This window comes from Fibrobacter sp. UWB11, assembly GCF_900143015.1.
In the GTDB taxonomy this organism is placed as follows: Bacteria; Fibrobacterota; Fibrobacteria; order Fibrobacterales; family Fibrobacteraceae; genus Fibrobacter.
The window spans coordinates 1,426,684-1,448,090 of the sequence record NZ_FSRT01000001.1 but is presented as its reverse complement, the minus strand read 5'-3'; the positions used below and the strand labels follow the sequence as shown (position 1 = coordinate 1,448,090).

General features: G+C 37.9%; 1 protein-coding gene. It reads left to right on the top strand.

Annotation, left to right across the window (positions count from 1 at the left end):
• Positions 1–22: 22 nt before the first annotated feature.
• Positions 23–21,304, top strand: coding sequence for a calcium-binding protein (locus tag BUQ91_RS06090; RefSeq protein WP_074208523.1), 21,282 nt, complete (start codon positions 23–25; stop codon positions 21,302–21,304).
• Positions 21,305–21,407: the final 103 nt, after the last annotated feature.

Here is a 21,407-nt window from a genome sequence, read left to right as displayed (position 1 = left end):
TGATACACCAAAGGTAATCCTTATGTCCAAAAAGAACAACAACTCTCGTAAAAACTCCAAAATTTCCAAAAATGCAGCAAAAAAAGCAATTCGTTCGAGGAATAGTTCCAAAAAGAACTTTAAAATCGAAAATCTCGAACCTCGTTTGATGATGGATGCTTCTGCGGGTTTTGATGCTGAAAAAATTGAAGAATATGAAAGTCAGTTTGATGTAATTGCGAACTCTGTTGCAGAAAATGCGGTATCTTCTATTGGTTCTTTTACGGAATTTGATGTATCTAAGTTAGGAATTTACGATAAAATTGATTCTCCTATAGCTTTATTTTACAATTCGGAAGATTCGTTTAAGTCTGATATTTCGGAAAAAATTGCAGCTGTTCTTAAAGAAGCTATAAACAATGCTTCTGATGCCGACGAAAGTATTACTTTGTCCCAGTTTGTTGGCACTTATATAGAAGGCGTCCTTAAGGGACCAAATAAAGAATTGTATAAAGACTTTAGTTTTGGGGCTGTTGACAATAAAATAGTCGTAACAATAAACGTTTCCAACCAAAAGACCATAAGTGATGTCAATTTTGATATAGAAAATTCGGGCAAGATTACAACGAATGAGGATGCTTCGCTTTCTTCTTCTGCTCGAATTCAGGTATCAGTAGACTTGGATAAGAATGGTGATGGAATTTATCTTAATGACGGTGAAGACTTTAGTGTCGAAACTCCGGTTATTGAAAAAATCGAATCTGTCATCAATAATCTTGGTCTTAAGGCTAAATTCAAAAATTTAAACTTTGTAGAACAAAATCTGAATGATTCTCCTGATATGAAATTATCTTATGATGGTTCGGACGTTTCTACAAATGTTGATTTGGAATTTAAACTGGAAAATTCTGAAGGTTTGCCGTTTGCTGTTGGCGATAATGATTTCTTGAAAATCAAAAAAAATGGTGAAAATATTGATGTTAAGGCACCAAAATTCCAAATAAAAGAAAATTTCTTGATGGATTCTGTGCTTAAAGGCCTTTCGTCAGTAGATTTGTCAATTTTAGATTTTTTGAAGATTCCTGTTGGTGCAAATGAATTTACTGTTTCTGAAGTAGCATCCCAAATGAATGTGCTTTGGAATTATGTGCCGGGTGCGATTCTTAACAGCTTGGCAGAAATGAAGCTGAATGTAACTGACTTCAATTCTTCTATGGCTTCATCCAAGAATGAAAGTGCAGAACTTAAGGATGTTTTTGATGGAATTTCTATTGCTGGCAATTCTTCTGCTTTGACTTTGGTTGAGGGGGATAATAGTGTTGCTTTAAAGATTGATCTAAAATCAGGGCGCATGAATAAGCTTGATTTAGGTCTTTTTGATTTAGAAAATGTTGATATGAAATCGTCCTTCGACATTGATGTTGCACTCAATGTTAAGGATGGCAAAATTTCGTTTACTAGAGCCTCATTGCAGAATTTTAATCTAATTGTACCGAAGAAAAGCGTTACTTCTGTAAAATTTAATGGCTTTGACGCAACTTTGGATGGAGGAGAATTTGAATTAGGAGTATCAATTGTTAATACAAATGACCGATTGAAGGTTCAAAAGTGTTCGGGAAATCTTGCTTATTCTGGAATTGTGGTTAAATCAGCTGATTCAACTGTTCTATTGAATGAAAAATCCGGGAACTTCTCTTATTCCTATTCCGAAAATAAGTGGATTTTGCCTGAATCTATTTCGAAATTGACAGCTCTTTATGGGAATGATTCTTTCTCAATAAATAATCTTGTTAAAAATGCTGGTGCAGTTCCATTCCTTCAAAATGTGAATTTGCCGATTGAAAGTACGAGTCTCTCTGTTCAACAACTTGTTTCTAACGTTGATTCTATTAGAAACGATTTATCTCGAACAATTGCGAATTGTTTAAACAAGGTGAGTGATGGAACAGGAGCTTTGTATAGCATTGATGCTAAATCACTTCAGTCTGATTTCATGACATTTGCTGAAGCTAAACTTATCGATCCTTCGAAAAAGAACTTGTTTAGTTCTATTAACCTTGAATTGGGTAATCAATCTATCAATCTTCTTGAAACGCCTGTTGATGGATCTGTATTTAATTTATCAAATGGACAGAATGTATTCAAAATTACGTTTAAACCCAAACAGTCTGCGTTGTCTAATTTAGATATTTATGGCTCGACTTTGTCAAGTGCGACTGTTGATACTGAAATTGGTGTAAACTTTGTTGTTCAAGCAACGAATAAAGGTGTTAGCTTGGGCGGTGTTTCTTTGGATTGCTTCAAGTTTACGGTGAAACCTGTGGGGAATGTTGCGGGCCTTCCGTATGCAATTGATTCAAATGGCATAGTGATTTCGTTTGATTCTGGTAAATGGAATGAATCTGGTGTTGATTTTAGCGAACTTCCTAAAATATCTTTTAAAAAGTTCGAGGATTCATTGACAAATTCCACGACTTTAAAGAATGGCCTGTTCCAAATAGGTGGTACTAGCATCGGGGCTTCTAGTTTAGTTAAAAAAATTGATGGTGTATGGACTGAAGTATCCAAGGCATTTACATCGGCGTTAAACACGGATTCGCTGGATGTTAATGTTGATGCTTTGAAGAATACGCTTGACTCTTTGCTTGCAGATAAGAAAAATGATGTGATTACGTGGCTCTCTGATGTAAAAGTTGTTGAGAAAAATGTAAATGGTGGTGCTGATAAAGTTTATTCTGTTGTATTTACATTGCAGACTGCGTATATGGATAAGTTGGATATCCATACTCAGTCTCTGAAAAATCTTGGTGTGAAAACGTCTATTGATGTCGATGTTAGTATCTCGAAAAAACAAGTTGAGGGATCGGCTGAACAGATTGTTTATGATAATATTAATCTAGCTTCTGTGTTGTTTGATGTTGATTTGAAAAATGCAATGTCAGATGAGCTTCCGTATTCTATTAGCAGTGATCATATGGAGGTGTCTTGGAATGGAACTGTATGGAATGAAAATATTCCAGAAATTACTTTAAAGGATGACCTTTCTCTTAAAAATTCTCTTGCGGTTCTTGAAAATACGGATATTCCGAAAATTGGCAAACTGAGTTCTCTTTCCAAAGCTTCATCAGAAGCCGAAGTTTATTGGAATTGTTTGACAGAAGCATTGCATAGTGTGTTTGCTGGGAATGTTGCTAATAGAGCTCAGTTGAAAGTGAGTGATTTGAAAACTGCATTTAAGAGTGTTTTGACTACAAATAAAATTAGTATTGGTAATTCTACCGTTCAATTGATTGAATTGAAAAACGTTGGTGGACAGGATACAGAAGTTTCTCATGATTTGTTGGGTACTGCTGCTGATGATACGATAATTACGTTAAATCAAGCAGATAATGTTTTGAATTTCGTAATTGGCACGAATGATTTTACATTGGGAAAATTGAGTGTTGATGGTATTGATTTTGATGGTGTGATTGCTAATGGTGTATTCCATTTAAATGTGGATGCATTTGTTGATGGTAAAAATGTATCCTTGAAAAAGGCTGCGTTTGACAGCTTTGAATTGAATGTTGCGCATGATTTGGGAATTGATAAAACAGTCAAACTGAACGTGGATAAAGTTCAAGCTGACTTGAAAAATGCAAAATTAAATTTGAAGGTTTCCATAAATAGTGATGAAGGAAAAATCGAAATTGGTAGCCTAGAATACGGTTCCCTTGACGTAAAATGTGGAGATACATCTCTTGTTACCGATGGTCAAAAGGATTCTTTGAACTTTACTGATGGTACATGGAAATATTCTCATGACCTTGATGAACTTGTATCTATTGTTAAGGCTGATAAGTTCTCTTTGCAAAATGCTGTTAAATTGGCTGATGATTTTAAATTCCCGTATGAAATTGGAAAAAATTTGAAGATTGGTCAGGGAAATTATAGTGCAACGCAAATTCTTAATATTGTTGATGATGTTAGAACGAATGTAATGCTTGCTTTGTCTAGTAATATAACAGATACTAGTGGATCTTGTCAGTTAAATTTGCCTAGTGTTAAAGCTGTTGTCGATGCCTTGAATGCTTCTGTAGTGTCTTTAAATAGTGTTGGCGTAAAGGATTTCTTTACTGCAATAAAAATTAAGTACGTAGATTCTGCAGATGGAGATATGATAGTTGATATTTTGAATGATGATGAAAGTTCTTTAAAGGCTGCTACTATTACTGGTAATTCGCTGACTATTGAGTTCTGTTCTCATGTTGATAAGCAAAAAGTGAAGTTGACTTCGGAAGGGACTCAGCAAGAGACAGATGTAGATTTGTCTATTGTTGTTGTTGTTGAAATAGGAAAGACTGGTAACCAAATTGGTTTGACTTCGAAATTCAACTCGTTTAAATTGGAAATGCCTCAAATAACGAGTGCTGGCTCAGCGTTCGATCTTGAAAATGGTCAATTGGAAGTATCCATAACGGAAACTGGTGCTCAGTCTAATGTAAAGTTGGATGATTATATTGAAGAAAATTATGATCCGTTAAGTACTGATTTTGATGTTTTGGATTTTGTAAATATTCCTTTTTTGGAAAACCCATCTTTTTCTGTTAATGGGATTCCTTTTGGTATTAAGGATATCGTAGATGTAGTGAGTGAGTACAATAGGTTTGTTCAGTATGTTGTTGATGAGGCTTCTGAATTTGAAGACGGTGTAGAAGGTGGAAAAGTCAATCTTGATAAAATAAAAGCGCTAATAAATCAATATGTTGATAAAAAAATTCCTTTAGACAGTATCTCTATTTATAAAGATTCGTTAGATGATCAAGGCGCTTTTTATGATAAAAATGCATTTAAGAAATTGTTAGGATCAGGAGTTACGACTGATGGTGATTTTGTTCAACTCAATGAAGGTGAAAATGTATTAATTCTTAAAATATCACCAGATTCGATTAAGTTTACTAAAAATATTGATTTGAGTTTGTTAAATGTAGAAAATTTTGGTGTTGGGTTTGATGCTTATATTAAAATCGTTTTTGACATATTAGATGGTTGGACTGTTTTTAATGATTGTTATTTAGATGCAATTGATTTGAAGTTGAGTGCTGATGTTGATGATATTAAACTTGGTGGATTGTTTAAGGCTGATTTTAAAGATGCGAAAGGAAATGATAAAAAAGGATGTCTTGAATTTAAAATAAATATTGATCCAAATGTTGAAAATTTGAGTGATATTGTTGGTGATACAAGTATTGTATTAGGTTATGAAAAATTAGACTTAAGCGTTTGCGGTATGACCGCAGTGTCTCTTGATGGTCAAAATGATGGACCCTTCAGTTATAATTTTTCAACTGGAGAATGGCATCTTCCTGAAACGATTCAACGCTTTGCATCGTTCTCTGGGGATAACTTGATTACTCAAGTTCACACTGTTTTGAATACGACACAGACTGCTTTGCGTAGCTTGGTGGAAAGTAAAACTAAGCTTGATTTCTTGGATGGTTCCATTGAAAGGGTTGTTGATATCGTTGAAAAGGTTGAACGAGTTGCTTATGGTGATGAAAAAAATAAATATGGTCTATTTAAGAAAAATGAAACGAAGAACTCTTATGAACCGAGATTTAGTGATGTAGAAGGCTTTGTTGATGAATTTAATAGGGCTTGGTATGTATTTGTTCGTGAAGGAACGGATTTAGATAAGGTTAAGGATACTCTTGATTATTGTAGTGCGGTTTATATATATAAGGATAAGAATGGAAAAGAAATAGAGCACTCTAAAAACAATAAAAATGTTGGTGAAGATGAAAAACTTTCTTTTATAAAGCTTTCTTTCAAATTGGGCTTTAATTACGATAAACAATGGGGCCTTGATTTTGCAAAAGCTTTAGGTAATCAATTAGCGAATATTTCGACGTGCGGGAATATTCATGTGACTGCTGATGCTGGTATCTATTTTAACATGATAATTGATTTCGAGTCTCAAAGCTCGTTAAGTGAATCTTCAGATTTGAATGCTATAGGATTGTTTGATCATGGTTCTGAAGATATGCCAGAAGAAGAAAAAATTAAAGCAGTTAAGGAAGACGAGTATTATACAGCTTTTGGATTTGAACAGAAAAAATTTGATGATAAGTTGTATATTCGTCTTACCAAGAGTGATAAATCTGAATTAACTACGATTGAAATTAATGCTGATGAAAATTTAGATACAACAGGTTCAGATTGGTTTAAACCGATTGATTCTAGTAAGAATGTTAATGTAAAATATACTTCGGATAAGTGCCTATATATCACTGCAAAAGAAAAGTTTGATGTTGAAAATGGAGCGCCGCTTCGTTCCGCGGATTTAGCTTCTGGTGGCGATGCTTTTGCTGAATTAAAACTTACGGGTTCTAATTTGCAGACTACTTATACTGCAAAATCCAGTGGCTCAAAATTAAGTGACGTAAAATGGACGATTGATTTCTTTGATGAAAAGTCAAAATATTTGAATGAAAATGGTTCGTTAAAAACGAATGCAAAAATTAAAGAAGATGTATCAATTGAAATAGAATTTGGTGAAATAGAAAAACTTGTAGACAAAGGTATCATTCTTGAAAAAAACGATAGAAAAAAGCAGATTAATGAGTATCTATGTTTGTTAAAAGATTCGGATAATGACCTTGTAAAGCTTCCGACGGAACTTAAAGAAGGTCGCTCCATCATGAATAGCTATGGCTTGTACGTGGTGGATATTATAAAAACGTCTGGTGATTTATTTGATGTTGTCTTTGGTTGTGATTCTAGATTGATTCAATCTGATGATAAAAACCGATATCTGTTGCTTGATAAGAATGTTGGTTCTGAAATTACCTATATGCGTATTTCTACCGAAATTACACCATCAATGAATACGCCAAAATTGAAGGGTGCTTTTGTTTACAATATAGATAAGGGTGAAAATATCAATGATGAAAAAGCTATAAAGAATATTATTTTTGTGGAATTTGATAGTTATATCCAAGATCGACTGAAAGAATATGAATATGAAAAGTATGACGAATCAAAAATACAAGATATTGTAACGCAACTTAATGATAAACTTGATAGTTCTTTGACTAGTATAATTGAGTTTAAGGCTGATGAAATAGAAAAAAATTCTAAAAAATATTGGGTGATTTCATTAGTAAGCATAAATGAAAATTACAGAATTAAATTGTCAGAAAGTGTTCTTAAGGTTGATGCTGGTTCGAATTCCATTTTCGTTAATGTTGATAATTGCTTGACTGTTTCGAATCTAGCCAAGTCCGTTGAAAATGCGATAAATATTCATGTAAAGAATAATCAGGGATCGGATTTTAAGAATATTTCTTCTGTTCGTGTAGTTGACGGAAAAATTGTTTTTGTTGCAACATCTAGTGTTAAAATAAACGTTAGCGGTAAACCTGGTGTATTTGATAATAATGATTTTAAAATTGGTGAGAGTAATGTTGAATTCCAGGATTGTTTGACAAAGGCTTTAGATGAATTGAAAAAAGCAAATCCGACTGATTCAGATAAAACCATAAAGGATGTGACTATTAAGAATCTTTTGAATCAGATAAATACATATCTATCTTCGGAAAATCTTGAAATAAGACTTGGTGATGGTAAAAAGGATGAACAACAAAAAGAATTTGTTGGTGATCATTTTGAAATTGTTAGAACGGGAGATTCTAAAAAATCGTTTACGCTGACTTCTGTTGGTGCAAGTAATGTCCTTGAATGGCTTGGTTTTGTTTCTGGACAAGAAGCAAAGCTTGTTAGCGGTGAAATGAAAATTGTTGGCACATCTGTAATCAATTTTGATTGGGCTAAGGCGATTAAACTTGATGGTGTTGTTTTAAGTGCCGATGTTTCTTTTGGAATGGGTGGAAATGTAGTTGTTTCGAATGTGATTGAAGTAAAGGATGATAGCGTAACACTTGCTATTGGAGATAATGATAAAAATGCTTACAAGGTTGATGGATTTTTGAGACTAGGGGATAAGGATACTGCAAAGTATTATAGAATCTTAAAGGTTAATGTTGTTGATATAGATGAAACGGCCAAAATAGAGTCTATTGAAGTATCTTTGATGCCGATTAATGCCGATAAGAGCTTGGAAGAAGATAAACGAAAATTGCAGAATGTTTCAAACCTTAAAACCTGGGAGAATGCCTTCTATGTAGCAAGTGCATCGGCTTCTGTTGATTTCCTTGGTGTTGATGTTATTGCGGAAGGTAATGCGAAATTAGAAACATCATTTACTCTTACAAAGAAGAATCAAAATAAATCAAATTCTAGTAATGCAGGAAATACTCAAGTTGTAACAGATGCAGAAAGTAATAAATTTGATTTCTTTGATTTTGAAGTTGATCCTTCATTTGATGTTAAAGGTGATGGATTTACATTAAAATCTTATGCAGATGTCTTTGGTGAAGGAATAAAATTAACGGACGGTTCTATTGGCGTTATTAAAAATGATAAAGATGGTTATAAACTTGATGGAAAATTTGATGTAAATGGGAATGCTTTTGATGAAATTTTCGATCAATTCAAGGATTTCTCAATAGAAAAACTTTTTGCAATCCTTGAAACATTAATTGAACGTGTTGATCAAATTACAAAGAACTCTGATGGCGTTAAAATTCCTGTTATTAACAAGTCTGTGCGAGACTTGGTAAATGTGGCAAATGACTTGCGTGATATTATTACTAGATTGCGTGCAGAGAAGGTAACGACGATTCAAAAGTTCGGTAATCTTTTAAATACATACCTTGACGAATTTGGTCTTGTTTCTCCAACTAAGAAAGGGAAACTTTTTGAACTGAAGCCGGTTTATGATGCTGATGGTAACTTTGAGTCTTTGGAATTTAGTTTTAATATTCAAAAGAATTTTAAGACTCGCCATAGATTTAGCATTGGTAATGGTTCAAGTGGAGTTAATGGTAATATTGATCTAGATGTCGATGGTGGTTTTTGGTTCTCGCTTTCTGCAAAATTATGTAGAGATGCTGTTAATAATGATTTTTATTTGGCGCTAGTCGATTGTTCAGAAAATAAAGATAGTGATGAAATTGCGATAAAATTTGGTGCAGAAATTAGTATTGCTGGCGATAAAATGCGCTTTGATTTAGGCATCAATTCTGGGAATGATTCTCAGAAAAATCTCCTAAGCAATTTAATTTCTGTTGGATCAGATGAAAATGAAGCATTTATTTATGGTATGGCTTGTTTTAATGGCTCTTATGGGGCCAAAAAGGCAGATATTAATGCTGATGAACTTAAACTTTCTGCATTAACTTCCGATTCGTCTCTTACCTACACTCTCCCTGTTGCAATTTATGGTAAACTTCCGGTCTATGCTTGCAATATGTCACTTGGCAATGTATATATGGGTAAGTGCATAGGCGAAAATGTTGCTTTTGTTGAAAATTCAACGTTTACAAATGCTAAGGATGCTGTCGAAACTGCAATGAATGCTTATAAGGCAGATCATAATAATTGTGAATCTTTGTATATATTGAATAAAGGAACTTCTTCGTTTGGATTCGATATAAAAACAACTGAAGATGCAGTAGGTTTAAAAGATAAGTTTATTGTCGATTTTTCAGAAGCCTATCAAAAAATTTCGGATCTAGCGAATTTTGCTAATCTGGATTGGTTTAGCAAGATAAAACTTGCTGTAGCAGGGTTGAATAACCTATTTGAAATGCTTGAAAGCGGTATGAACAGTGGCATGGGTAGCAAATTGAAATCTGTGCCTGTATTGGGTACTGCGTTAAGTTCTGGTGTTGATTTCTTAAGTGTATTGAGAGATAAGATTCTTGATCCATTCTCGAAGTATGTCTATGAATCTACGGGTCTCACGGCCGAAATGGTTGCAAAGAAGATGAATGCTTTGCTGAAGGATTATCTGCTTAATGTAAATTACGATCCAAATGATAACTATTACTTTAGTTGGAATAATCAGAATGATGCTAAATGGACTCAGTCTGGAGAAGGAGGCAAGGGAACCTGGTATCGTACCGATGGAGAGTCTGCGGAATGGTTCTTTAATTTAGGACAAACCTATAGTTATGGTAAATCTATTGAATTTGATTTGGGATTCCCTGGGCTTGGATTGTCTTCGGATGCTGGGCTAGATCTTTCGCTTGCGTGGTCTCTTGAATTTGGTTTTGGTATATCACAAAAGAAAGGCTTCTACTTTATTTTTGGTGATGGTAATGAAATAAATGTTACTGCAAATGCAACTTTAGATGGAAAAATTGTAGGCTCTTTAGCTGGTTTAGGACTTGCTTTGGATGTTAATGATGGTGGTACCAAAGTCTCACTTGATTTTGGCGTAGATTTGAATAATCCAAGTAATTCACTTTATAATGCTAAAACAGGTTTGTCATCGTCTTTGAAAGCTGACGAAGGGGCTGCGCCAAGACTATTAACTGATGAGGAAATTAAAAAATTAAATAAACCTTTCGAGGATGGAACGGCTTCTAAAGAAATTGTTTCAAGCAGGGGATATGGAATTGTTGAACTATCTGAAGCTTTTGCAAATCCAACATTTGACTATAATGCTAGTGTACATATTGATGCAAAAATGACCGTTGGTATTACGAAGGATTTGGATCGAAATACTCCGAAGTTCCCAAATATTACCGGTAATTTTAAGTTTGAATGGGATTATAAAGATTTTGATGGTGCAGGCATAAAGGAGTCTAGGGTTGGAAACCTTGGGTTCTATGGTCTTGAACTTGATATGGGTTCCTTTATCAGTGGAGTTCTCGGTCCAATAATCTCCAAAATCCAAAAGGTGATTGAACCTTTGGAACCATTGATTGATTTCTTGACAACCCCATTCCCTGTGTTAAAGGATTTGGGAATCAAGATGACACCACTTGACTTAGCTAAGAAATATAGTAAGGGTGAGTTTGATGATAGGATGGTTTATGCTATCAAAGATTTGATTGCTGTATCCAAGACGATTTCGGCAATCAATGGTAAGGGCTTGTCGATTAAGTTGGGTGATTTTGTACTAGTGGAGAAAAAGAATGTTGATCCTAATTTGCCAGAAGAAGAAAAACAAAAAGAAAAGGAAAAGCAACAAAATAATTCTTCAGCTGAAGAATTCCTTAAAGGCAAGTCTTCAACAGATTCTGTTGATGTTGGCAAATACTCGGATAAATTGAAAAATAATAGTGATATTGGTGGAGAAGCTGATAAAGAACTTCAAAAACAAGGTCTTCACATGGAAGGCTCTGGATCATGGGAATTTATCTGGAGTAATCCTTCAAAGATATTCAAACTCCTTCTTGGTGAAGATGTTGACCTTGTCAAATATACGATGCCGAAACTCTGCTTTAATTTCGATTGGAGCCAGTTCATTCGAATTTGGGGACCGCTTGGCGCTCGTATAGGTGTGACATTTAGCGCTTCTATCCAACTTGGCTTCGGTTACGATACGCTTGGTATTCGCCAGTGGGTTAAGGGTGGTTACAAGGATTATAGCCGCTTGCTTAATGGCTTCTATGTGGCCGATAAGGACGAATCTGGTTATGACGTTAATGAACTTTCGTTCTATGGTGGTCTCACTGCATCTGCTGAAGTCAATGTTGGCGTTTCTGCCGGTGTTGGTGGTGGTGTAGGTATCAATGTTGGTTTCAACCTTTATGACCCGAATAATGATGGCAAGGTTCGTTTGAGCGAAATGGGCCAGATTATTAAGGAAGATGGTTTATTTGGCCTGTTTGATGTGAATGGTAAGATTACGGCAAAACTTTATGCTTATGTCGATTTGCTGTTCTACACCAAGAAATGGAATATTACTAAGGAAATAACTCTATTTGAATTTGACTATAAACATTCCGCAATCCCTGTGATGGCATCTCGCAATGAAAATGGCGATGTTGTCGGCCATGTGGGGCCGAATGCTGGAGATCGAATTTCTACAGATAACGTGAATACCACTTTGAATGATGGTGATGAAACTATTACACTTGATTTGAGTGGAAATACTGTATATTGGGCTGATAAAAAGAAATCGGAAACTGTTGATGGTGGTAAAAAGCTTATCATTGATGGTGGTGCCGGAATAGATACCATTACCTTGAAAGGTAACGCTAGCTTTGATATTGAAATCATGGGCGGCGATGGTGATGATGTCATTGATTTGTCTGGGCTGACTATGGTTGGTGACCATTCTGTTGTTATTTGGGGTGGTTCCGGAAATGACCGAATTTATGGTGCCAAGGGCTTGAATATTATTTTTGGTGATGGTGGATATAAACCGACTGATGAAGAAAAACAAAAACTTTTAGCTTCTGGCAATGGTTATTATATTGAAGGACGCGTAGAAGCGGATGTTGCCGGCGATGATACAATTGTTGGTGGATCTAGCAACGATATTATTTTCGGTGGTGCTGGTAACGATAGTATTTATGGTGGCGATGGCAACGACTATATCTTTGGTGATGGTGGTCGTGTCGTTTACGATGAAAAGGGTAACATATCATCGATTGACCGTACCGATATTAGCCTTGATGGCGGAAACGATGTAATTCTCGGCGGTGCAGGTAGTGACTTCATCTATGGTGGTGCTGGCAACGATCGTGTTGATGGTGGTGCTGGCGACGACACTATCTTTGGTGAACGTGGCCATGATGTAATTCTTGGCGGTTCTGGTGATGATGAAATTCGTGGTGGCTCAGGACATGATATCATCTTTGGTGATTCTCTTAAGAGTGATTTGATTCTAACATCACTGTTTGATAAAGAATTCTTCAGTGATGAATTTAAGGACGTTCATTTTAACAATAAGGATTTGTTTGGAAACGCCGACAAACCGACAATTTCTAGAGATAAATTCTTCAATGTTGATGGATATTCTGGTGGTGATGACCTTGCTGCTGCCGGTATTGACTACATCTATGGTGATGAAGGTGACGACCTAATCTTTGGTGATAGCGGTACAAACGATGGTAACGATGACCATATTGAAGGCGGCATAGGAAATGACATCATTGATGGTAATGGTGGTAATGATACCATTAGTGGTGGCATTGATAACGATATCATTTACGGTGGCTTAGGTAATGATACCATTGATGGCGGTGCCGGTAATGACAGCTTGTATGGTGACAATGGCATTCGTCAGTACAAGGGTAATTTTGCATCGTTTGAAAATGATCAAATTACATTCGGCGAAAATCTTGGTTTGTCTAAAAATGTCTATAAGAATGCCGTAAGTAAAGAAGATGGCAGTACAAAGGGTGGCAACGATAAGATTATGACGGGTCCGGGTATGGACTTTGTTGATGGTCAAGGCGGTAGCGACCAAGTAATTGTAACCTTGATGGGTGAAAGCGAAACGAACTATGCAAATATTACCGATTCTGGAACAGATAAGTTTGATACGGATACGCTTACTATTGAAGGTACGGAATATAATGACACCTTGCTCATGCGTATGAACAAGGAAAAAACGAAGGAAGATGATAAGGATGTCGAAGGAACACTGGGCTTTGTAGCTTTGCTGCCTCAGCAAAAGACAGATCCGAGTGAAGTTACTAACGATAATATTGAACGTGTTAACTTTACAAGAGGAATTGATGTCGTAAATCTGAATGGTAATGGTGGTGATGACAAGATTGCCATTGATGGTACCGCGAAGATAACTAATGTAGATGGCGGTGCTGGTAAGGATTCGTTCCAGATTGGACAGCTTTATAATTCTGAACGTTTGTCTAGTGGTAATCAGAGCATCAAGAAGGATGACGAATTTAACACAGTTCAAGAAAATGCCAATGAAAAGTATCTCAGTGATGGTGTTACTAGAGACACGGTCTTGAATGTTGAAGGCGGTGTAGGCGAAGATAGCTTTACATTGTTGCATAATGTTGGTACTGTGAGTATGGCTGGTGGTAGGGGTGATGACACCTTCTCCATTCATACCTTCCGCAAGCGTATTCCAAACCCCAATTGGACTGAAGGTTCTGATGTACCTAAGTTTATCGGTGAACCTGTTGAAAGTGGGGTGATGTCGGTTGATGGTGGTGCTGGCGTTGATACACTTAATGTTGCTGGAACCGTGGGCGATGATACCGTTCTTATTACAAAAGAAGGTATGCTGAGTGACTCGGTTGGTGTTAAGGTTGCTGGTGTTGAAACGACTAATTTCGATGCTGGCGCTGGTGATGATATGTTCTATGTCATCTCGAATAATGAAGGCGAAACTACCAATATTAATGGGGGCTTTGGTAATGATACGGTCTCTGTTGGTGGTCTTGATGAAGAAAAAATACTCCGTAGTTCTGATTCTGATGGACAGACAAATTATGTAACTTATGAAGTCCTCGAAAAGGATAGTGGAGATCTTTCTGAAGAAGAACGTAAGAATGTAAGTGATTTGTCTGATAAGAAAAAAGGTGTTGTTCGTAGCGACAAGTTTATAGTGATGGATACGAGTAAACAACCTGTTGTGTTCTACTCAGCGAATGAAAATTATATTGACCTTAGCAATATCGTTGTGTCTGCAAATGGTGACGCGACCTTCTATATTGGATATACTGGAGATATTAAAGACAGCACAATTGATGTAGTTTTGAATGTTCCTATGCTTTCGTCGACTGCTGTACAGCATGGCGATAGGGGCATTGTTATTAAGGAAGTTGTTGATGGTAAGACTACAGAGTATTCGGATGAAGTAAGATTGACGTTCGATAAAGACAATAAAATTGCAAAAATCTCTGTAAAGGTTCTTGAAGATAGTTTGTTTGAAGAATCTTGCTCATATTCTATTACAGCTAAGAGCTATTGGAAAAATGCTGGTAAGGATGAAAAACTAGAACGCTCTGTAAATGTTATTTCTGTAAATGTTGGCGCTGAAACAATTGCTGCAGAAGATGAATACAAGAATCTGTTTACTCGTTCTGACGAATTCAATATATCGACCAATACTATTTATTTAGGAGAGTTTGCTAAGGGCTTCAACGGCGTTGTATCTGCTTATATTAAAAATAAGGATATAGTGTTTGTATCTGAGGGGCATTTTGATTCTAATGCGGGTACATTTACACTTACTGATTCTGAATTGAATCAGTGCAAGGGACAAACGCTTGTTGTTAATTATCGCGCTGATAATATGCGTTTGGATGGTTCAAAGCTTCGCTTGGTATATGATAATATTAAAGAATATGATATTGAGGAAGGCGGTACAAAGAAAAGTTTATTCAATATCAATTATAAATGCGAAGATGGATCTGAAATGACCGTGTTCTCCAAGGATGAGGCGGCTACACATAGTGATGCCGAGATATATTACGCTCTGCTTGGTGATAGCTTGGTATTCTACAATAAATCCAATAATCGTCTAGCTTCGTTGCATGGAAATGTATCTATTTCAAGTACGAAATATGCTCGTATTGAAGAAAAAGCTGGCATCGGTGATCCTGATTTGAGGGATGATAACAGTGTTATCGAAATTGTAGAGACAACTCCGATGCATCAGGTGCTTGCTGAAGCTGTTGATGATACCAAGACAGCTTTGAATTCTACAACATTTACAGTGAAGTACAACGGCAGTATTGAAAATGGTAAAACTGTATATGTCAAGGTCTCTGTAAGCGATTTCGATCCTGATTTGAATAAAGAAGATACTCATCTTGAGATTATTGGTGCTGAAAAGAAGGGTTCTTCGATTATTCTGAAGTTTACAAAAGATAGCCTGACTGCAAATATCACCATTTTCGCAAAACACGATGATGATAAGGAAGAATATGGTAAAGTTCTTGTAGGTGAAAAGCCTTATCGAATTGATGAAGTTGATGGCAATGTCAATGCTTATGGTCAAGGAACCAGTGTTGTTGCTGACTTTGACAATCCTGACTTACTCAAGTATAAGCATAAGTTGACTAACAATGGCAACGTTGAAAGTGCATCGAGGTATAATGAAAAGAATTCCTATGACGTAAACAAAATGGGTAAAGTTTCGTCATTTGAAGTTAAGGATGAAAAGACAACATTTGTTTTTGATGGCGAAAATGCTGATAAACTGGTTGATGGTTGCACCGTTAAGATTATCATGGGTGATGTTGAGACGGAATGGCTTTATGTTGACTCGGCTGACAAGTTACACAACTCGTTTACAGTTTTGTCATCTGTAACAGATTTTGACCCGGCAAATGGTGATGTGTATGCCTTGTTCTCGGATGCAAAGGATTACTTGTTCAAGGATGAAAACGATAATACAGACCGAATCTTCGTGAACAATCAGGGGTCCGATGAAAACGCAAGTAGCAAATTTGATAAGCATTTTGCTCAAAGTGCTACTGGAGAACAGACGGAGATTCTTGATTCTGTTGAGTTTACTCATAGTGAACTTAATGGTAAAGTTGTTGCAAACCACTTCGAATTTGGCGAATACAACCTTGGTTCTGGCGAAGATAAAGTCGATATTTACAAAACCCATTATCGCAATGATGATGAAGCATCGTTCCAGACCTTTACCGTTGTGAATACCGGTGATGGCGAAGACCAGATTAAGATCCATAGCTATAAGAATGATTCGGACGGTCAGCTTGTCATTAACGCCGAAGACGGTGGTGAAGATAAGGAAGGTTGTGGTGACAAGATTGATGCTACATCAGAAGATATTACCAAGAATGGCATGATTGTCTTCGGTGGCAAGGGTAGGGATACTATCGATGTAAACCAGGGCGTGATTGCGTTCGGTGATATGGGTAATATCCAGTATAAGAATGCTAAGGGCGAAATTGTTACGAACTTGGGATATAAGGAAGTCGGTTCAGGCGATGATAAGAAATACGAAACCATTCATACGAAAATCTCCAAGGACGATAAGGGTAAACTTGAAAAGCAGACTGACGGTGTCGCACGTGGTGCAACTTCTATAAAGTCTGTTGGTTTGGATGTTGGTGCTCACGATAAAATCACTGCTGGTGGCCATGATAGTATTGCTGTTGGCGGTTTTGCCAATGATGAAATTTCTGTAACCGGCGGCAAGAATGTTGTGCTTGGTGATAATGGTGAAATTAAGTATACAACTAATGAAACTGTAACAACCACATGGCACAACAATAAAGATCTCCATAAGTATCTAGAGTCGGTTGCTACAATGGCAGACAATATCGGTGATGTTGATACCATCAACATTACGGGTGATAATAACGTTGCTATGGGTGGTGACAAGGGCGATACGATAACCATTGGTATCGCTGGTCAGCCTAATAGCGGATGCAATAACGTTGTACTTGGCGATGGCGGTATTGCGCTGTTTACTAAGGATGAATCTGCAGAAGATCCTGAAAAGGTGACTCCGTATGATGTTCATACCACGCATGATGCTACTGGCGGTGTTGATACAATCCATGTCTATGGCGGTAGCAACGTTGCTATGGGTGGTGCAGAAGGCGATAAGATTTATATCGGCGAAACTGGCTATGAAAGCGATAACAACGTAGTTCTTGGCGATGGTGGTAAGTACGATCTCAAGAAGAATGTTTCTCTCGAAATCCGCACTACCAGTGATAAAGTTGGTGGTGAAGATACCATTGAAATCCATGGTGGCCAAAATACTGTTATGGGTGGTTTCCTGAAGGACGATATTGATATCTTCGGTAATGATAACGTTGTTCTTGGTGATGGCGGTTTGGCAAACTACGATAAGCGCCCTGAAGTAGTCAAGGGTGATACCAATGTCAATGCCGGACTTATCAAGGTCGAAACGCAGGCTGATGAAATTGAAGTTGTTATGCCGAAGGATGATAATCCTTCTGGAAAGTCTGTACGCCTGAACGATGATATTGATATTCATGGTGACATCAATATCGTCATGGGTGGTGTCGATGCCGATAAGATTATCATTGATGGTGCTGATAACGTTGTCGTTGGTGATGCCGGTGTCTATACTGTTCGTGAAAATTGCTTGACGGTTGAAACGAAGAGTGAACCGTTTGGTGGCCATGACATCATCACTACGGGTGACGGCAAGAATACGATTCTTGGCGGTACAGATGTTGACGAAATCACTACTGGAAACGGTAATGACATTATCGTCGGTGACGGTGGCTTGGTTATCATGGACAATGACCATAACCCGCTCATTGTGACGAACTCCGGCAAGAATGTTGCCGAAGAAAATGAGGAAACAAAGTCTGCTGGTGGTGATATCATCATAACAGCTGGTGGTGACAACGTTATCTTCGGTGGTCTTGGTGAAGACAAGATTGATTCGGGCAATGGCGAAGATGTCGTGTTTGGCGATAACGGCTATGCGACATTCCGTGGAAATGCTGGCTTGGCAAATGATTTGCACGAAAAGTTCACTGATCTTAAGGATGTGTTTACGTTCGAAAATGCTCCTGAAGTTCGTGATTCTGCAACACTCAGCTTCAATTTCCAGGGCCCTGCCCAGTGGGGTATTGGTGCTAACGAACAGGCTGGTGTGCTAACTGAAAGTGAAAATCATCGTGTTGGCAATTGGAACAATATCAAGACTCAGTCTGGCCAAGAAGCTGGTACATACGGCAATGATGACAAGGAATTGGTCTACTTTGACGATGGTACGCGTGCAAGTGCCGTGAGCGTGACTTACGGTGCCTCTGAATCTCACCGCGTTAAGACCTCTGATGGTGCCAATATCCGCTTGCATGGTTATGATCAGTCTCAGTTTGTGACTGGCTCGAATCCGGGTGATGTAAACTTGATGAAGAGCGGTCTTGAAATCAGCGGCAATAACGCTCGCAATACGCTCTTGACGCAGATTGATGGTCTTGACCAGTATTTCACGGAATACGATGTGATTGTCTATTTGGATATGGTGCGTGAAAACTCCATGCCCGAACATAGTGTTCGTATGGTTACGTTGTTCATCGATACTTTTGATGAAGATGGTAACTGTGTGAGCAAGGAATTTGACCGCTTCTATGTCAACGATCCGGACAATAATACATTTAATGGTTCTTGGACTGTTGCAACGGGTAAGTCTGTAGAGACTGCGATTGTTTCTAACTGTGTTATCTTCAAGTCGTATACTGATGCTAATGGCGTTATGCATACATTGAGTGGTGACCGTTTCCATGTCGAAATTACTGACCCGCTGAATGGTACGAATGGTAAGGATCGTGCAGGTATTGCTGGTATCCAAGTTTGTGGTAAGCTCCACAAGCAAGATATCGCTGCCTCTACGGATATCGATTATGGTAGCAAGGACACGATAAAAACAAGTGGCGGTAACGATATTGTTGTTGGCGGTACTGGTGGCGATGAGATTACGACTTATGGCGACGAGTACTACGGAATTGACGATTTCGATGTCGTGTTTGGCGATAATGCCAAGATTTTGCTCACTGACCGTGATAGTAAGGATTCTACGGCTTCGACGCTGACGCATGCGGAATCTATTGCTGCAACGAACTTTACCGCAAATTACGACGATATTATCAATACTGGTGACGGTAACGATGTTGTCGTTGGCGGTATTGGACATGATGTAATTAATACTGGTGCAACCGAAAAGGCACAGACTACGATTGAAGGCGTAACGGTTACTTCGTTTAACTTCGTGAGAGAGTCTACAAATCAGTCGATGCTCATCAATGATGGTGAATCTGCTGGCGTTGTTGTTGACAATCATTGGAAGAACGTTTACCTGCGCAATCATGAAATGCGTGACCGTGCTACAGGCAATGAAGTTGCCCCGAAAAAAGGCGCGATTACATTCGACTACACGTCCATCGCTCAATGGAATAACAACAATGCACATGAACAGGAAGATCCTGTGATGGATGCTGATACTGGCAACAACAAGATGATGAAGACTCTTGTGATGGGCCAGAAGTATGAAACGTTGTCGCTTTCTTTGCATAATCTGCCTGGGTCCGAAAACAGCCCGTGTGATGTATATGTCTATGTGGGCGGTAAGCTTGAACATGGTGATGCTTATGATTACGTCTTCGAAATTACGGGCTCCGATAACAAGAAGTTCTATTTGAACGATTGGGCGGGCAATAGCTTTGAAGGCGAATTCAAGGAAATTACGTGCACGAGCTATACTCCGGACATGCTTGTTTCTGGTGTGACGCCGAGTGTTTCGATGATTGGCAACTACGTGGTATTCCGTGGAATCAAGACTGCTGAATATACTGTACAAATTCGTTGCGTACAAACTGGAGTCGGCAACCAGCAGCCCAATGACATTCCGGTGTTTACGGGTGTGCAGATTGTTTCTGGTGCAAAACGTACAGGCGATATCGCAGTTGGTGGCGATCATGACAAGGACCTTGTCTTTGGTGATGATGCCATGCTTGATTTCGATCTCGATATTCCTTTTGCGGGTAACGAAAATCTATCGGATTACAAGAATCGCGTGATTTCTGCAACATCGATGAGTGTATCTGCTGATGCTGCAAGGAATGTCCGTACTGATGATGTAATTCATACAGGTATAGACCGCGATGTTGTCGTTGGCGGTGATGGTAAAGATTATATCAGAACTGGCGATGGCGATGATGTGGTTTTGGGTGACAATGCTTCGCTCAAACTCGAAAATAATAACCCGATTGGTGTGTTCCGCCCGGATGTGGAAATTGTTCTCGAAGATAATCAGTATTTCCAGGGAACGAACGAAGCATATCTCGATAATGATGGTGTGCAGGTTCAGACTATGGAACAGAAGTACTATCAGGGTAAACTTTCTGGTATTGCTTTGCAGAATACTGAAAATGGTCGTCGTGACGATATCGATGGTGAATCTGGTAAGGACCTTGTGTTTGAAGGTGAATACAATGATGCTCCGCTTTATGTGGAACAACAGCAATCTTCAAACAATACCAACAACCAGGGTAATACGAACCAAGGCGAGAACAACACCAATAACCAGGGTAACACGAACCAAGGCGAGAACAACACCAACAACCAGGGTAATACAAACCAAGGCGAGAACAATACTGGCAACAACCAGGGTAATTCAAACCAAGGCGAAAACAACCAGGGTTCTTCTAACAACACAAATACAGATGAACGTGTAGAAACTATTGGTACGTTGCCTGAAGTTATTGTGTTTGAAGCGGGCAAGACGATTAAGCTTGTTTGCACGGATTATCCGCAGGGCAATCCATATTGGACTCCGAATATTTGCATCAGGGGCAATAACGCAGAAAATGCTCCGATTCCTGAACTTGATTGGTTCTGGGATGGCAAATTCAGGGCTCATACGAATTCAACTAATGATTTGTATGTTGATATTCCGGATCATCCGAATGGAGAAAACGGCATGTACGTAATCTATGTGACTGCAAAGACTTCGGGCCGAGCATCGCTCTATGTTAATCAGTAATAAAATGTTGTAATAAAATAATCCTCACCTTTGCAAAAAAAAGGTGAGGATTTTTTTGTTTAATAATGGAGGCGAATTTGCTATATTTGCTTGCAATGTTTAA